Source organism: Laceyella sediminis (assembly GCF_003003125.1).
Lineage (GTDB): Bacteria > Bacillota > Bacilli > Thermoactinomycetales > Thermoactinomycetaceae > Laceyella > Laceyella tengchongensis.
Genome location: NZ_PVTZ01000009.1, coordinates 24926 through 38100 on the forward strand (window position 1 = coordinate 24926; position 13175 = coordinate 38100).

13 protein-coding genes are annotated in these 13175 nt (G+C 50.9%); all 13 read left to right on the forward strand.

All coding sequences use genetic code 11. From position 1 onward, the window contains the following. Window positions 1-13 precede the first annotated feature (13 nt). The 13 genes from CLV36_RS11305 (at window position 14) to CLV36_RS11365 (ending at window position 13169) form a co-directional block, all read left to right on the forward strand. Window positions 14-961, forward strand: coding sequence for a ribose-phosphate diphosphokinase (locus tag CLV36_RS11305; RefSeq protein WP_022738733.1), 948 nt, complete (start codon window positions 14-16; stop codon window positions 959-961). Window positions 962-1097: 136 nt separating this feature from the next. Beyond that, window positions 1098-1685 (forward strand): 50S ribosomal protein L25, encoded by a 588-nt coding sequence (locus CLV36_RS11310; protein WP_181353003.1) that lies wholly within the window; start codon window positions 1098-1100, stop codon window positions 1683-1685. 77 nt (window positions 1686-1762) lie between these two features. Beyond that, window positions 1763-2335 (forward strand): aminoacyl-tRNA hydrolase, encoded by a 573-nt coding sequence (gene pth, locus CLV36_RS11315; RefSeq protein WP_106342739.1) that lies wholly within the window; start codon window positions 1763-1765, stop codon window positions 2333-2335. A 106-nt stretch (window positions 2336-2441) separates the two neighbouring features. After that, on the forward strand, window positions 2442-2672 hold the full coding sequence (locus tag CLV36_RS11320) for an anti-sigma-F factor Fin (protein ID WP_106342740.1): 231 nt from the start codon (window positions 2442-2444) through the stop codon (window positions 2670-2672). A gap of 123 nt (window positions 2673-2795) precedes the next feature. Beyond that, window positions 2796-6335 carry a transcription-repair coupling factor gene (mfd, locus tag CLV36_RS11325; RefSeq protein WP_181353004.1) on the forward strand — a complete coding sequence of 1180 codons (3540 nt, stop codon included), beginning with the start codon at window positions 2796-2798 and terminating at the stop codon, window positions 6333-6335. Then, a complete protein-coding gene (locus CLV36_RS11330) occupies window positions 6325-7323 on the forward strand; it encodes a peptidylprolyl isomerase (protein ID WP_106342742.1) in 999 nt (332 codons plus the stop codon). Before mfd ends, CLV36_RS11330 begins: the two co-directional genes overlap by 11 nt. A gap of 410 nt (window positions 7324-7733) precedes the next feature. After that, complete coding sequence (spoVT, locus tag CLV36_RS11335; protein ID WP_022738741.1) at window positions 7734-8276, forward strand: stage V sporulation protein T; 543 nt, start codon at window positions 7734-7736, stop codon at window positions 8274-8276. 101 nt (window positions 8277-8377) lie between these two features. Further along, a complete protein-coding gene (locus tag CLV36_RS11340) occupies window positions 8378-10000 on the forward strand; it encodes a putative polysaccharide biosynthesis protein (RefSeq protein ID WP_106342743.1) in 1623 nt (540 codons plus the stop codon). A gap of 48 nt (window positions 10001-10048) precedes the next feature. Continuing rightward, on the forward strand, window positions 10049-11521 hold the full coding sequence (yabN, locus tag CLV36_RS11345; protein ID WP_106342744.1) for a bifunctional methyltransferase/pyrophosphohydrolase YabN: 1473 nt from the start codon (window positions 10049-10051) through the stop codon (window positions 11519-11521). Window positions 11522-11603: 82 nt separating this feature from the next. After that, window positions 11604-11885, forward strand: a complete 282-nt coding sequence (locus tag CLV36_RS11350; RefSeq protein WP_102991258.1) for an RNA-binding S4 domain-containing protein — start codon at window positions 11604-11606, stop codon at window positions 11883-11885. Window positions 11886-11933: 48 nt separating this feature from the next. Continuing rightward, on the forward strand, window positions 11934-12224 hold the full coding sequence (yabP, locus tag CLV36_RS11355; RefSeq protein ID WP_022738746.1) for a sporulation protein YabP: 291 nt from the start codon (window positions 11934-11936) through the stop codon (window positions 12222-12224). Next, entirely contained in the window at window positions 12221-12796 is a 576-nt protein-coding gene (gene yabQ / locus CLV36_RS11360) for a spore cortex biosynthesis protein YabQ (RefSeq protein WP_106342745.1), read from the forward strand. Before yabP ends, yabQ begins: the two co-directional genes overlap by 4 nt. A gap of 1 nt (window position 12797) precedes the next feature. Further along, window positions 12798-13169 (forward strand): FtsB family cell division protein, encoded by a 372-nt coding sequence (locus tag CLV36_RS11365; RefSeq protein ID WP_102991260.1) that lies wholly within the window; start codon window positions 12798-12800, stop codon window positions 13167-13169. The last annotated feature ends 6 nt before the right edge of the window (window positions 13170-13175 follow it).

Genomic DNA, 13175 nt, shown 5'->3' on the forward strand with positions numbered 1-13175 from the left:
GGAACGGTTCGTTATGTCAGAGAGAACATCTCGCTTACAAGTGTTTAGTTGCAATTCGAATCCGGTTTTGGCGCAGGCGATCTGCAATCATATCGGGATTCCGTTGGGAAATGCCCATGTCGGCAAATTTAGCGACGGGGAGATTCATGTTAAGTTGGATGACAGCGTGCGCGGTTCCGACGTCTATGTAATCCAATCGACATGCGACCCGGTCAACCAACACCTGATGGAACTCTTGGTTATGGTTGATGCCTTGCGTCGTGCTTCCGCCGGCACGATCAATGTCGTGATTCCTTATTACGGCTATGCGCGCCAAGATCGCAAAGCGCGAGCCCGTGATCCGATTACCGCCAAACTAGTGGCCAACCTGATCGAAACAGCCGGTGCCGACCGGGTCATTACGATGGATTTGCACGCAACCCAAATCCAAGGATTCTTCAACATCCCAGTCGATCATCTGGTGGGTGTTCCGATTTTGGCCGATTATTTCAAAGGCAAAGGGTTGACGGATGTCGTTGTCGTGTCCCCTGACCACGGTGGCGTAATCCGTGCGCGGCGGTTGGCTGAGCGTCTGGAAGCGCCTATCGCCATCATCGACAAGCGCCGTCCCGAGCCAAACGTGGCGGAAGTGATGAATATCGTGGGGGATGTCAAAGGAAAAACCGCGATCATCATCGACGACATCATCGACACGGCAGGAACGATTACCTTGGCGGCCAATGCCCTATTGGAATACGGCGCGAAAGCAGTTTACACCTGTTGCACGCATCCCGTATTCTCCGGTCCAGCCATCGATCGGATCCGTGAATCCAATATCACCGAAATGGTGGTCACCGATACCATTCCGCTGTCGGAAAGCAAGCAATTGGATAAAATCAAAGTGTTGTCCGTGGCCAACCTGATGGGCGAAGCGATCATGCGCGTCCACAAAGAGCAATCGGTGAGCACCCTGTTTGATTAAGCAGCAAGGGTGACCGCGCGTCGCGATGGTTTGAGTCGCACAAAGAAATCGCTTTCTCGCGAAGGATTTGCACCATCCATGTTTAAAACCTCTAGTGAAGGGAAATCATCCTTTCAAAGAAAGGGGTTGGATGGATATGTCATTGTCCATACCATTGAACAAACGGGAAACCAACACACGAGGCGCTTTAAACGCATTGCGTAAAAATGGCCGAGTGCCGGGCGTGTTGTACGGACGCGGCATGGAACCCGTGCTGATCAGCGCGGATGAAGGTGAGCTTCGGACAGCGGCGGAAACCAAAGGGTTGTTCCAAGCCAGCCTGGATGGCGAACAGTATCAGGTGATGGTGCGCGATGTCCAAGTGGATCCGATTAAGCTTCGATTGCTTCATGTCGATTTGCAACGTGTGACGATGAACGAACCGATTACGACGGAGATCCCGCTCGTGTTGAGCGGGGATGCGACTGGCGTTAAAAACGGGGGCGTGTTGGACCAATCCCTGCGCACTGTTGAAGTGCGAGCCCTTCCTGACCGGTTGCCATCGGAAGTGACACTGGATGTCAGCCAATTGGACATCGGCGATTCCATCACGTTGACGGATGTGGATTTGCCGGCTGGAGTGGAGTTGTTGACGGATAGGGAGACCCCTGTGGCCTCCATTCTTGCCCCGGTTAGAGGGGAAGAGACAGAAGAAACACCGGAACCGGAGCAGGAAAGCGAATAGCGGTTCCACTTGCATACAAAGACGCAACGGATGTTGTTGCGTCTTTTTTAACGGATTGCCAACGGAGGGAAAAGAAAATGAAACTGATCGTCGGGCTGGGTAACCCCGGTATCAAGTATGCCCAGACTCGCCATAACATCGGGTTTTGGGTGATTGACCGACTGAGTGACGAGTGGGGGATTCCGGTTAATAAAGAAAAGTGGAAAGCCGAAGTGGGCGAAGGGGTTGTCCGGGGGGAGAAAGTGATTTTGATGAAGCCCCTCACTTATATGAATTTATCGGGTGAAGCGGTCAGACCGGCCATGGATTGGCTGAAAGCCGACTTGGACGAGTTGGTTGTGGTGTACGATGACCTTGATTTGCCTCCTGGACAAATTCGGTTGCGTTTAAAAGGCAGTTCGGGCGGGCACAACGGGATGAAATCATTGATTCAACATTTGGGGACTGATCAATTTAAACGCATCAAAATCGGCATTGGCCGACCGCAAGGAAGAATGCCGGTCCCTGATTATGTGTTATCCCCTTTCCACAAGTCAGAGTTGGAGTTGATGGCCGATGCGGTGGAGCGCTCAGCATCAGCGATCAACTGTTGGTTGGATAAGACGTTTTTGGAAGCGATGAACCGATACAACATCAAGCCCGGCGAATAATGCCGATAATGGGCGGAAATTTGCCAAAACCATGGCGTGCTTCACAAGTATAACTCCTCAACGGAGGGCAATACTAAGGGCAAAGGATTGTCTAGGAGGCATTGCCATGGCCATTTATTATGTATGTCGTCATTGCCGCCTGCCGCTGGGTCATATCGCGGACGGGCAAGCCACTGAATCACAATTGGGCTTTGATCAGTTGACCCCGGAAGAGCGGAAAGATATAATAACCAATGATGCGGCCGGAAATCAGGTGGTGAATATCACCTGTGAGTCGTGCCAACAAGTGTTGGAATCACATCCGGAGCGTGTATTGTATCCTTCTCTCTATCATTAACAATCGTTCACACGCGCATGATTAGATACCTGATTTTTTTCTGATAAATTAGAAAAAGAACGGCCTTGGCTGTTGCTAGCTGAGGCTTCTTTTGTATTGAATATGTCAGAGGAGGAACGTTTGTTGATACCGTTGATTCATATATTCAGACAAGATCATGATTTTCAGTCGACGGTGACTGGGATTCAAGGCGGGTTAAGGGAACAGTTGGTGGCGGGGTTGACAGGGACGGTAAGGATGATTTATGTGGCCGCCCTTTATCAAGAGTTGAAGCGGCCGGTGCTCTTGGTTACGCACAATTTGAACCAAGCACAAAAAGCCGCGGAGGATTTGCAGGAACTGATTCCCAAGGAAGAAGTGCTTTTATATCCGGCGAATGAATTGATTACCACGGAAATTGCGATGGCAGGTCATGAAACTTTGGGTGAAAGAGTAGATGTCTTATCCCGTTTGGCCCAAGGTTTTACTGGCGTGCTCATTGTGCCGTTTGCAGGACTTAGGAAATGTTTTCCACCGCACGGCATATTTGCACAAAATCATATATCTCTAAAAGTAGGAACTGTGCAAGAAATCGATCCCTTCGTGGAGCATTTGGTGAAAATCGGTTACCAGCGCGTGGACATGGTTGAAAAACCGGGAGAATGTAGTGTGCGGGGTGGTATCGTTGACGTCTATCCGGTTAATGCTGCCCAGCCGCTCCGTGTGGAATGGTTTGATGATGAGGTGGATTCGATCCGGCCGTTTTCGGTGGCTGACCAACGCTCCATCGATAAATGGACGGAGGCAGTGATTCCTCCGGCCAGGGAATTGTTTGCCGATCCCGAGCGGCTCCGACAAGCCGGCATGCGTGTGGAAACGCTTTTATCGGCAAGGCTTTCTGAGGTGAAAGACGAAAGCTTGAAGCAAAAGCTTTCCGAATCGATCGGCTATGATATTGAACAGCTGAAAACAGGAACGTATTTCACCGGGATTTACAAATATGTGGAGCAGATTTATCCCGAGTGTGAGAATTTGTTGCAGTACATGCCGAAAGATGCGGTTGTCGTGATGGATGAACCGTCTCGGATCATGGAAAACGGTCGCCAAATGGAACGGGAGGAAGGAGAATGGCAAACAGCCCTTCTGTCGCAAGGGGAGTTTTTGCCCCAGTTGAAAATATCGTTCAAATTGGATGATTTGCTCGCTAAAGTGACGCACCAACGGGTTTACCTGTCCTTGTTCATGCGGCAAATTCCAGGCATCCAACCGCAAAACATCATTCAGATGATGTGCCGTAGCATGCAACAATTCCACGGTCAGATGCATGTGCTCAAGGCGGAGTGGGACCGGTGGGTCAAAGCCAACTACCGCGTCTTATTCTTGGCAAGTAGCGAAGAACGGTTGGAGCGGTTGGAACGAGTGTTGGCCGACTATGGAATGGAAGTGAACCGCGATGTGGCTTTGCATCAGTTGTTGCCGGGCAAACCAACTGTAACGATCGGTGCGTTGCAAGCGGGGTTTGAAATGGGGGGAATCCGCCTCATCGTGGTGACGGAGGGGGAAGTGTTCACCCAGAAGCAACGTCGCACCCGTCGTAGCACCAAATTGGATCATGCCGAAAAAATCAAAGATTATCAGGAATTGAAACCAGGGGATTATGTTGTTCATGTCAGCCATGGGATTGGGCGTTACATCGGCATAGAAACGCTGGAAGTGGCCGGCATGCACAAGGATTATATGCACATCCAATACGCAGGCAACGACAAACTTTATGTTCCGGTAGAGCAGATTGACCAAGTTCAAAAATACATCGGTAGCGAAGAGAAAACACCCAAGGTGTACAGTTTGGGCGGCAGTGAATGGAGCAAGGTGAAAAACAAAGTGCGCTCTTCGGTGCAGGATATCGCCCAAGATCTGATCGAGTTGTACGCCAAACGCCAACAGGCCAAAGGGTACGCATTTAGCAAGGATACGCCGTACCAAAAAGAGTTTGAAGCGATGTTTCCTTATGAAGAGACCCCGGATCAGCTACGTTCTATTGAAGAGATCAAAAAGGACATGGAAAGCGAGCAACCGATGGATCGCCTGTTATGCGGGGATGTGGGGTACGGAAAAACGGAGGTGGCCATTCGGGCGGCGTTCAAGGCGACCATGGAAGGTAAACAAGTGGCGGTGTTGGTGCCGACGACGATTTTGGCGCAACAGCACTATGAAACTTTTCGTGAGCGCTTTGCTGACTTCCCAGTGCAAATTCGCGTGCTGAGCCGCTTCCGCACTCGTAAAGAACAAAAAGAAACATTGGAAGGGCTGAAGAATGGCACGGTGGACATTGTCATCGGAACGCACCGGTTGTTGTCCAAAGAAGTGGCTTATAAAGACCTCGGCTTGCTGATCATCGACGAAGAGCAGCGTTTCGGCGTGAAGCACAAGGAAAAAATCAAAACGCTGAAACACAACATCGACGTACTTACGTTGTCAGCTACGCCGATTCCGCGGACCCTGCATATGGCTATGATGGGGGTGCGCGACCTTTCGGTCATCGAGACGCCACCAGAAAATCGTTTTCCGGTGCAAACCTATGTGCTGGAGTATTCGGGCGCCTTGGTGCGAGAAGCGATCGAACGGGAGTTAGCTCGCGGAGGGCAAGTGTACTTTCTTTATAACCAAGTCCAGAATATCGACCAGATGGCCGAACAGATTCGGATGCTGGTTCCCGAAGCGCGTGTGGCGGTGGCACATGGGCAGATGCAGGAAAATGAATTGGAGAAAGTGATGTTGGACTTTCTCGACGGCGAATATGACGTGTTGGTCAGCACCACCATTATCGAAACGGGTGTGGACATTCCCAACGTAAACACCTTGATCATCTATGACGCCGACAAAATGGGTTTGTCCCAATTGTATCAATTGCGCGGACGGGTGGGCCGTTCCAACCGGATCGCTTATGCCTACTTCACGTACCAGCGCGACAAAGTGTTGTCCGAAACTGCAGAGAAACGCCTGCAAGCGATCAAAGAGTTTACTGAATTGGGTTCTGGCTTCAAGATCGCTATGCGGGACTTGTCGATTCGCGGGGCAGGGAACTTGTTGGGGGCCGAACAGCATGGACACATTGCGACAGTCGGATTTGAATTGTATAGCCAGATGTTGAAAGAGGCAGTCGCTGAGTTGCAAGGTAAGCAGACGGAGGCCGAACCGAAGGAACCGACGATCGATCTCAATGTTGACGCTTATCTGCCTTCCGAGTATATTCGCGATGAGAAACAGAAAATCGAATTGTACAAAAAGATTCGTGGCGTGACCAGCTTAAATGAAGTGAATGACTTGGAAGAAGAGATTGAAGACCGGTTTGGCGACTTGCCGGAGCCGGTGCAGATGTTGCTCAAAGTAGCCAAAATCAAGGCTTATGCCATTCTCTACGGGATTGATGCTGTCGAACAAAAAGACGGGGAGATTGCGCTCAAATTGGAGCCTGAACAAACGAATCAGATCGATGGGCAAAAACTGTTCATGATTTCGCAGGACTTCCCAGGTAAAATTCGCTTCTCCACAGGGCAACGAATGGGGATTATATTTAAAATCAAAGGGATGTCTGCCAAAATGGCATTAGAAATGATTGAACAATTTTTGATAAAATATAAAGACGTCCCCAAATCGAAAGGAGCCAAGGCAAATGTTGAATAAATGGGTCAAACGAACGGCAACCATCTTATTGGCGAGTGCGCTGGTATTAACCGGATGCAGCGGGGCCAAAGAAGAAAAGCAAGACGACAAGAACAACACAAGCCAAGCCCCAGCTGAATTTAAACCCTTGCCAACGAACAGCGATAAAGTGGTTGCAGAGTATAAGGGAGGGAAGGTCACAGAAGCCGAACTCCACCGTTACATCAATATTGTGGCCTTTTTGGACCCTCAACTTGCGATGATGATGGGATCGATGAAAGATCAAGAGAAGAAGATCAAAACCGAATTGTCCAAAGAAGTGGCGGCGCGGAAATACATGGCTGGATTGGTCAAAGATGATGCTTCCTATCAGAAAAAGACCGAAGAGACCATGAAAGAAATCGAAGGCTCCTTCAAAAACCAACCCCAATCGCAACAAGGCGGGCAAAAACAACCGAAAAGCCTGGATGAAGCGATCAAGGGCAAAGGATTTACCAAAGATGAACTGAAAGACTTCTTCTACAACTTTCACAGAGTGGATGCATACTACAACGAACAGTTGAAAGATGAGAAATACGATTGGGTGAAAGTGCAACACATCCTGGTTTCTGTCAATGACGGACAAGCAGGGCAGCAAGGGCAGGCGAAACGGACCGACGCCGAAGCGAAGAAACGCGCTGAAGAAGTGAAACAGAAGCTGGAAAAAGGCGGCGACTTCGCCAAATTGGCCAAGGAATACTCTGACGACCCCGGTTCTAAAAACAGCGCGGGGATGATTGAAGGTTCGGCTGACCAATTCGTACCGGAATTCGCAAAGGCTTCTAAAGAAATGCCGTTAAATGAAATCAGTGATCCGATCAAAACCAGCTACGGCTATCATGTGTTGAAGGTGTTGGAGCGCAAAAAAGAACCGCTGGCGACAGCCGACGACCAAGTAAAACAACCAAAGAAACAAGAAGTGTACGAATCGGTGGTCAAAGAGATCGGATTTAAGTCCCTGTTGAAATAAAGGAAGGTTGCCAGGACGACTGGTGGCGACATGCAGGGTGACGTTTGCTGTGCAAGCGGTGGATGACCCTGCGGGGAAGAGAGGGGCGGCTGAAGCGTGTTGAGTCAGCCGTCTCTCTTTTTTGCGCAAAGGGCATGGAAAACACAAACATTGGCGCCAGGCTCCTTTTGCCAGCTAGTTCAAAGGGAGGCAACTTCCTGTTTTTTTCTTTATGAACGGACCTCATCACAGATGGGGAGCCGTTTTTTTTATGTATGTTATTGTCGTATAAACTTTTGGAAGCAGAACAATACTATGGGCGGTAGGACAAATTCAACCAAATTAGGTGATACTTCCTATCTCCAACAAAGGAATCATAAGTGAAGTGCTGGAGTTTTGCATAACATCAGATGAAAGAGAGGAAGTTTCCTATGAAAGCAACCGGCATCGTGCGTCGGATCGATGATCTCGGCCGTGTGGTGATACCCAAGGAAATTCGTCGGACGCTTCGGATTCGGGAGGGGGATCCGCTTGAGATTTTTGTTGACCGCGACGGTGAAGTGATTCTGAAAAAGTATTCACCTATCGGTGAATTGGGGGATTTTGCCCAAGAATACGCTGAATCCCTTTATGAAAATATTCAATACGCCACAGTGATCTGTGACCGGGACAGCGTGATCGCTGTAGCGGGCGCTTCCAAAAGGGAATATTTAGAAAAACCGATTGGAGACACCGTGGAAGCGTGCATGGAGCAACGGCGCACCCATCTTGAAAGCAATCCGTTGACTGTGGAATTGTTCAAAGGCTTGACTGAAGAATACCAATCCTATGTGGTGGTTCCAATCAATGCAGGCGGGGACCCCATCGGCGCGGTGATCATTTTCACCAAGAAAGAAGGGGAACGCTTGGGAGAGTTGGAAGTGAAGTTGGCCAGCACCGCAGCTTCCTTCCTTGGAAAGCAGATGGAACAATAGCTTCGACTTTTGACTGGCAGGTGAATAAACCTGCTTTTTCTTTGCCAACCTTTTGCGCTCTTGTATAATGAATAGCAATGTGACGTGAAGGGGGAGGCAAGATGTCCAAGGCGGAGCGATCTTTTGTCCGCGGCGCGGCCATTTTGGGGTTGGCTGCGTTGATCAGCAAAATCTTGGGGGCCGTCTACCGCGTTCCCTATCAAAATATAACCGGCGATGAAGGCATGTATGTGTATCAGCAAGTGTATCCGTTGTACAGCGTTTTGTTGATCCTTGCGACGGCGGGGTTTCCCGCAGCGATTTCTAAACTGGTGTCAGAGCGCTTGGCTGAGGGAAATCCGTACATGGCTCGCCGAATTTTTCGCGTGGCTTCCGTCACCTTGCTTTTGATCGGTTGTCTCTTTTTTGTCATTCTATTCGTGGGGGCGGAAACCATCGCTGGCTGGATGGGAAGCCGCCAGTTGTTGACCATGCCGATTCAGTCTGTATCATTTGCGCTGATTATCGTGCCCTTTTTGTCGGCGATCCGGGGGTATTTTCAAGGTCAGCAAAACATGTTGCCGACCGCTGTTTCGCAAGTTATGGAGCAGTTGGTACGGGTGGTGACGATCTTGGTCGCCGCTTGGTATTTCACGGAGGCGGGATTCGGTTACGTTTATGCCGGGGCTGGCGCGGTGTTTGGTGCGACAACCGGAGCGGTCGCCGCTTTGCTCATCCTGATGGTGTATTGGAAGCGACATGCCACACCCGTACGACCGGAACCGGTGGCCATGACAGCCGCGGACCCATCCACCAAACAGCTGGTGGTGCGCATCTTGGTTTTGTCGATTCCCATCGGCATCGGGGCGTTGGTCTTGCCGTTGTATTCTTTGGTGGATTCTTTCACGGTTGGGAACCTGCTGGCTGAATCCGGTTGGGCAATGGATGAGGTGATCACAGAAAAAGGGGTATTTGACCGGGGGCAACCCCTGATTCAGTTCGGCTCCTTTTTCGCTACTGCCATTGCTTTATCGATTGTTCCGGCGATTGCTGAAGCCAAGACCGCGGGATACATGGAGGAAGCCAGCATGCGCGCGTCTTTGGCTTTGCGCCTGACTTGGCTGTTTGGTTTGCCAGCGTCGGTCGGTCTAGCTGTGATCGCTCTACCCACCAATGTGATGCTGTACAAAGACGGTGCTGGCTCGGATGCGTTAGCTATTTTGGCTTTTACCATCCTGTTTTCAACGCTCAGCCTCACGTCGGCTGGTGTTTTGCAAGGATTTGACCGGGTTGTCTTGCCTGCACTCCATTTGTTGTTGGGAGTGGGGGTCAAATTGGCAGGCAATCTGTGGTTGGTGCCGCTGTGGGACATTCGCGGTGCTGCTTTGGCCACTACGGTCGCTTATGCGCTTGTTGCCGGACTCAACCTTTGGGCGTTGAGACGGCACTTGCGAGGGGCGCTCTGGGAGCATTTTCGCTTCGGCCGTAGCTTGTGGGCGGCATTGTGGATGGCTGTCGCTGTGGGTGGCGTTAAGATCGGATTGGAGACGGTGTTGGTGCCTGTGTTGGAGTATCGGTTGGCTATGGCTGTTACCGCACTGGTTTCTGTCATGGTAGGTATGCTGGCCTATCTCTGGGCTGCGTTTCGCTTTGGGGTGTTGACGCGGGAGGATCTGGAGAAGGTGCCGAAGTTGAAAGCCAAAGTGCTTCCGCTGTTAGATCGGTTGCATTGGTTGCGCATTTGAGGAATTCTGAAGTGATGTTGATTGAATGAAACGGGCAGGAGGGGAATCATGAACGGGAAAATCGTGGTTGTCGGTCTGGGCTTTGGCGATGAGAATGGATTGACGCTGGGGACGCTGGCCGTGCTGGAACGCGCTGACCGAGTATTTTTGCGTACAGAGCGGCATCCGGTTGTTTCATGGTTGCGCGAACGGGGAATCCAATATGTCAGTTTCGATGACGTGTATGAGAAGCATGCCCGGTTTGAAACGGTGTATGAAGAAATAGCGGAACGCTTGCTGGCCTATGCAGAGGAGGGCGGCACAGTCGTTTATGCGGTGCCGGGGCATCCCATGGTGGCTGAACGGACGGTGCAATTGCTTCTGGATGCAGAAGGGATTGCGGTGGAAGTTCACGGGGGAACCAGTTTTTTGGATGCGATGTTTGCCAGCTTGAAGCTGGACCCCATTGAAGGGTTTCAATTATTGGATGGCAACGATCTCAGCGCTTCCCGGTTGGACCCGCGCACTCACGTGTTGATTGGGCAAGTGTATGACCGCTTGGTCGCTTCGGATGTCAAGTTGACGTTAATGGATGTGTATCCAGATGAACATCCGGTGACCATCGCCACTGCATGCGGTGTTCCTGGCTTGGAGAAGCTGACTACCCTTCCATTGTATGAGCTGGATCATGGTGAGTGGTTTACTGATCTGACTTCCGTTTATGTACCGCCCGTCACTGATGAACGGGCGCTCTATCGCCAATTTTCCACCTTGGTGGATGTGATTGCGACGCTCAGAAGCCCGGAGGGATGCCCATGGGATCGCAAACAAACCCATGAGAGCTTGCGCCGGTATCTCATCGAGGAAGCGTATGAATTTTTGGAAGCAGTCCATGACGGGGATGAAGAGGCGATGGCGGATGAACTGGGGGACATTTTGCTTCAAGTGATGTTGCACGCGCAAATCGCCAGTGAAGAGGGAACGTTTGACATTTTTGAAGTGATCAGTCGCCTCAATGACAAAATGGTTCGCCGCCATCCCCATGTTTTTGGCGAAGCGCAAGCGGATACCGCGGAAGAAGTGAAGGCGAATTGGGAACAGATCAAAGCGAAAGAGCGGGAAGGGGAAGCCGAGCCTCCTTCGGTTCTCGGTCAGGTGAATGAGGCGCTACCTGCGTTGCTGTTGGCTTACCAACAACAGAAAAAAGCCGCTAAAGTAGGGTTTGACTGGGAGCAGATGGACGAGGTATTCGACAAGGTGCGAGAAGAACTGGATGAGTTGGGGCGCGCCGAAACGGCAACGGAGCGCGAAGAAGAGTTGGGAGATTTGCTGTTCGCTCTCGTCAATTTGTCCCGCTTCCTTAAAGTAGATCCGGAGTTGGCTCTGATCAAATCATGCCAGAAGTTTGCTCGCCGGTTTCGGTACATTGAAGAGCGGGTGCGTAGCCAAAATCGTGCGTGGCCGGACGTGTCACTCGCGGAAATGGACGCGTGGTGGAATGAGGCCAAACGGGAAGAAAAGGGGAATCCCAGGAAAGAATGAAGGGTTTTCCTTCCGTTCGAAGAATTGTTCATAATATGGACAAATAAATGAGACAAGTTTGTGACAGCTGAGGTGACGACAGATGCGATTAGATAAGTTTCTTAAAGTGTCCCGATTGGTGAAAAGACGGACGCTGGCCAAAGAGGTGTGCGACCAGGGCCGGGCCGAGGTGAACGGCAAACCGGCCAAAGCGGGTACTACGGTCGCGATCGGCGATGAGATCAGCATCCGTTTCGGCAACAAGCGGGTGACGGCGAGAGTGGAGAAGTTGCAGGAGAACGCCAAAAAAGAGGATGCGGGCAATATGTTCACTATTGTGCGCGAAGAACCGTTGAAAGCGGAAGAAGCGCCGCTTGAGTTCTAATTTCTGACCTTTGTCCATATCATGTACCATGGGAAGGGGGTACCTGATATGACGGAGGATTTGCATGGCCAGCCTAGGCATGAAATCGTGCTGACCAATCGCAATGTGATGGAAGTTAGCGGTGTTGTTCGCGTTGAGAGCTTTGACAGCGAGGAGTTCTTATTGCAAACCGACTGCGGCTATCTCGGCATCCGTGGACAAGACCTCCACATAAAGAATTTGGATCTCGATCAGGGACGGGTCGCGATAGAGGGGCAGATCATGGACATGAGCTATTTAGATGTCCATCTGCCTGCTAGCGAGAAGGCGAAAGGGCTGCTGGGGCGGATTTTCAAGTGACTCTGGCTACGCAATGGACCACGATGGGCCTGATGCTGGGGTCCGGCATCCTCATTGGCGTCATTCTCGATTTTTACCGTGTAGTTACCCAACGCTTTCGGCTTAAACGGTGGATCGTCTCCCTGATCGATCTCCTGTATTGGATGGTTTCCAGTCTGCTTGTGTTTGGCTTGTTGTTGTGGAGCAATTGGGGTGAACTGCGCTTTTATTTGTTCATCGCAATCTGCCTCGGGTTTTTGCTCTACTTCAGGTGGTTTTCGCACATGGTCATCCGTTTCATCCGTGTGCTGTTCCAATTGGTGGAATGGGTGATTCATTTTCTTGGGCAAGCCGTTTACACGGTGGTGTACATTCCATTATCATTTATGGCGCGATGCCTCTGGACCTGTGCGCGGACGTTGGCACGGGGGGCTTGGACCTTGGCTAGATGGATATGCCTGCCGCTAGCTTGGCTCTTAGGCCCGCTCGTCCGTCCGTTGTGGAGGCGGATGCGGCCGCACGTGGATCAAGCGCGCTCCTTCCTTCGCCGGTTTGGGGCGTGGTGGAAAAAGAAAAGAGAAAAAGGTGGATAATATGCCTTTTCAGCGTTCGCGCGATAATATCTTGACATTTAAACGGAAAGTGGTAAAAGAGAAAGGACATGAGGAGCGGAAACAACCGCTTCATCCAGCCGTTCGGCGCCGGCGGATGATCTGGCTCGGAGTCATGGTCACGATCTTCTGTTGGTGCGTGGTGGAGCTGATTATCCAGCAAAACCGCATTTGGGACAAAGAAGAGGCATTGGCGGCCAAACGGCAGGAGTTGGCGGAAGCGAAAAGGAAAACGGCCCACATCAACGCGGAGATCAAAAAGTTACACCGCAAGGATTATCTGTTAGAATTGGCTCACAAAATGGGATATAGCAAACCGGGTGAACAAATATATTCATTGCCGGACAAGCGGTGATAGGGC

Bases quoted from the DNA above. Each gene is read 5' to 3' on its own strand.
- CLV36_RS11305 (WP_022738733.1), top strand. From the start codon at position 14: ATGTCAGAGAGAACATCTCGCTTACAAGTGTTTAGTTGCAATTCGAAT.
- CLV36_RS11310 (WP_181353003.1), top strand. From the start codon at position 1,098: ATGTCATTGTCCATACCATTGAACAAACGGGAAACCAACACACGAGGC.
- pth (WP_106342739.1), top strand. From the start codon at position 1,763: ATGAAACTGATCGTCGGGCTGGGTAACCCCGGTATCAAGTATGCCCAG.
- CLV36_RS11320 (WP_106342740.1), top strand. From the start codon at position 2,442: ATGGCCATTTATTATGTATGTCGTCATTGCCGCCTGCCGCTGGGTCAT.
- CLV36_RS11330 (WP_106342742.1), top strand. From the start codon at position 6,325: ATGTTGAATAAATGGGTCAAACGAACGGCAACCATCTTATTGGCGAGT.
- spoVT (WP_022738741.1), top strand. From the start codon at position 7,734: ATGAAAGCAACCGGCATCGTGCGTCGGATCGATGATCTCGGCCGTGTG.
- CLV36_RS11340 (WP_106342743.1), top strand. From the start codon at position 8,378: ATGTCCAAGGCGGAGCGATCTTTTGTCCGCGGCGCGGCCATTTTGGGG.
- yabN (WP_106342744.1), top strand. From the start codon at position 10,049: ATGAACGGGAAAATCGTGGTTGTCGGTCTGGGCTTTGGCGATGAGAAT.
- CLV36_RS11350 (WP_102991258.1), top strand. From the start codon at position 11,604: ATGCGATTAGATAAGTTTCTTAAAGTGTCCCGATTGGTGAAAAGACGG.
- yabP (WP_022738746.1), top strand. From the start codon at position 11,934: ATGACGGAGGATTTGCATGGCCAGCCTAGGCATGAAATCGTGCTGACC.
- CLV36_RS11365 (WP_102991260.1), top strand. From the start codon at position 12,798: ATGCCTTTTCAGCGTTCGCGCGATAATATCTTGACATTTAAACGGAAA.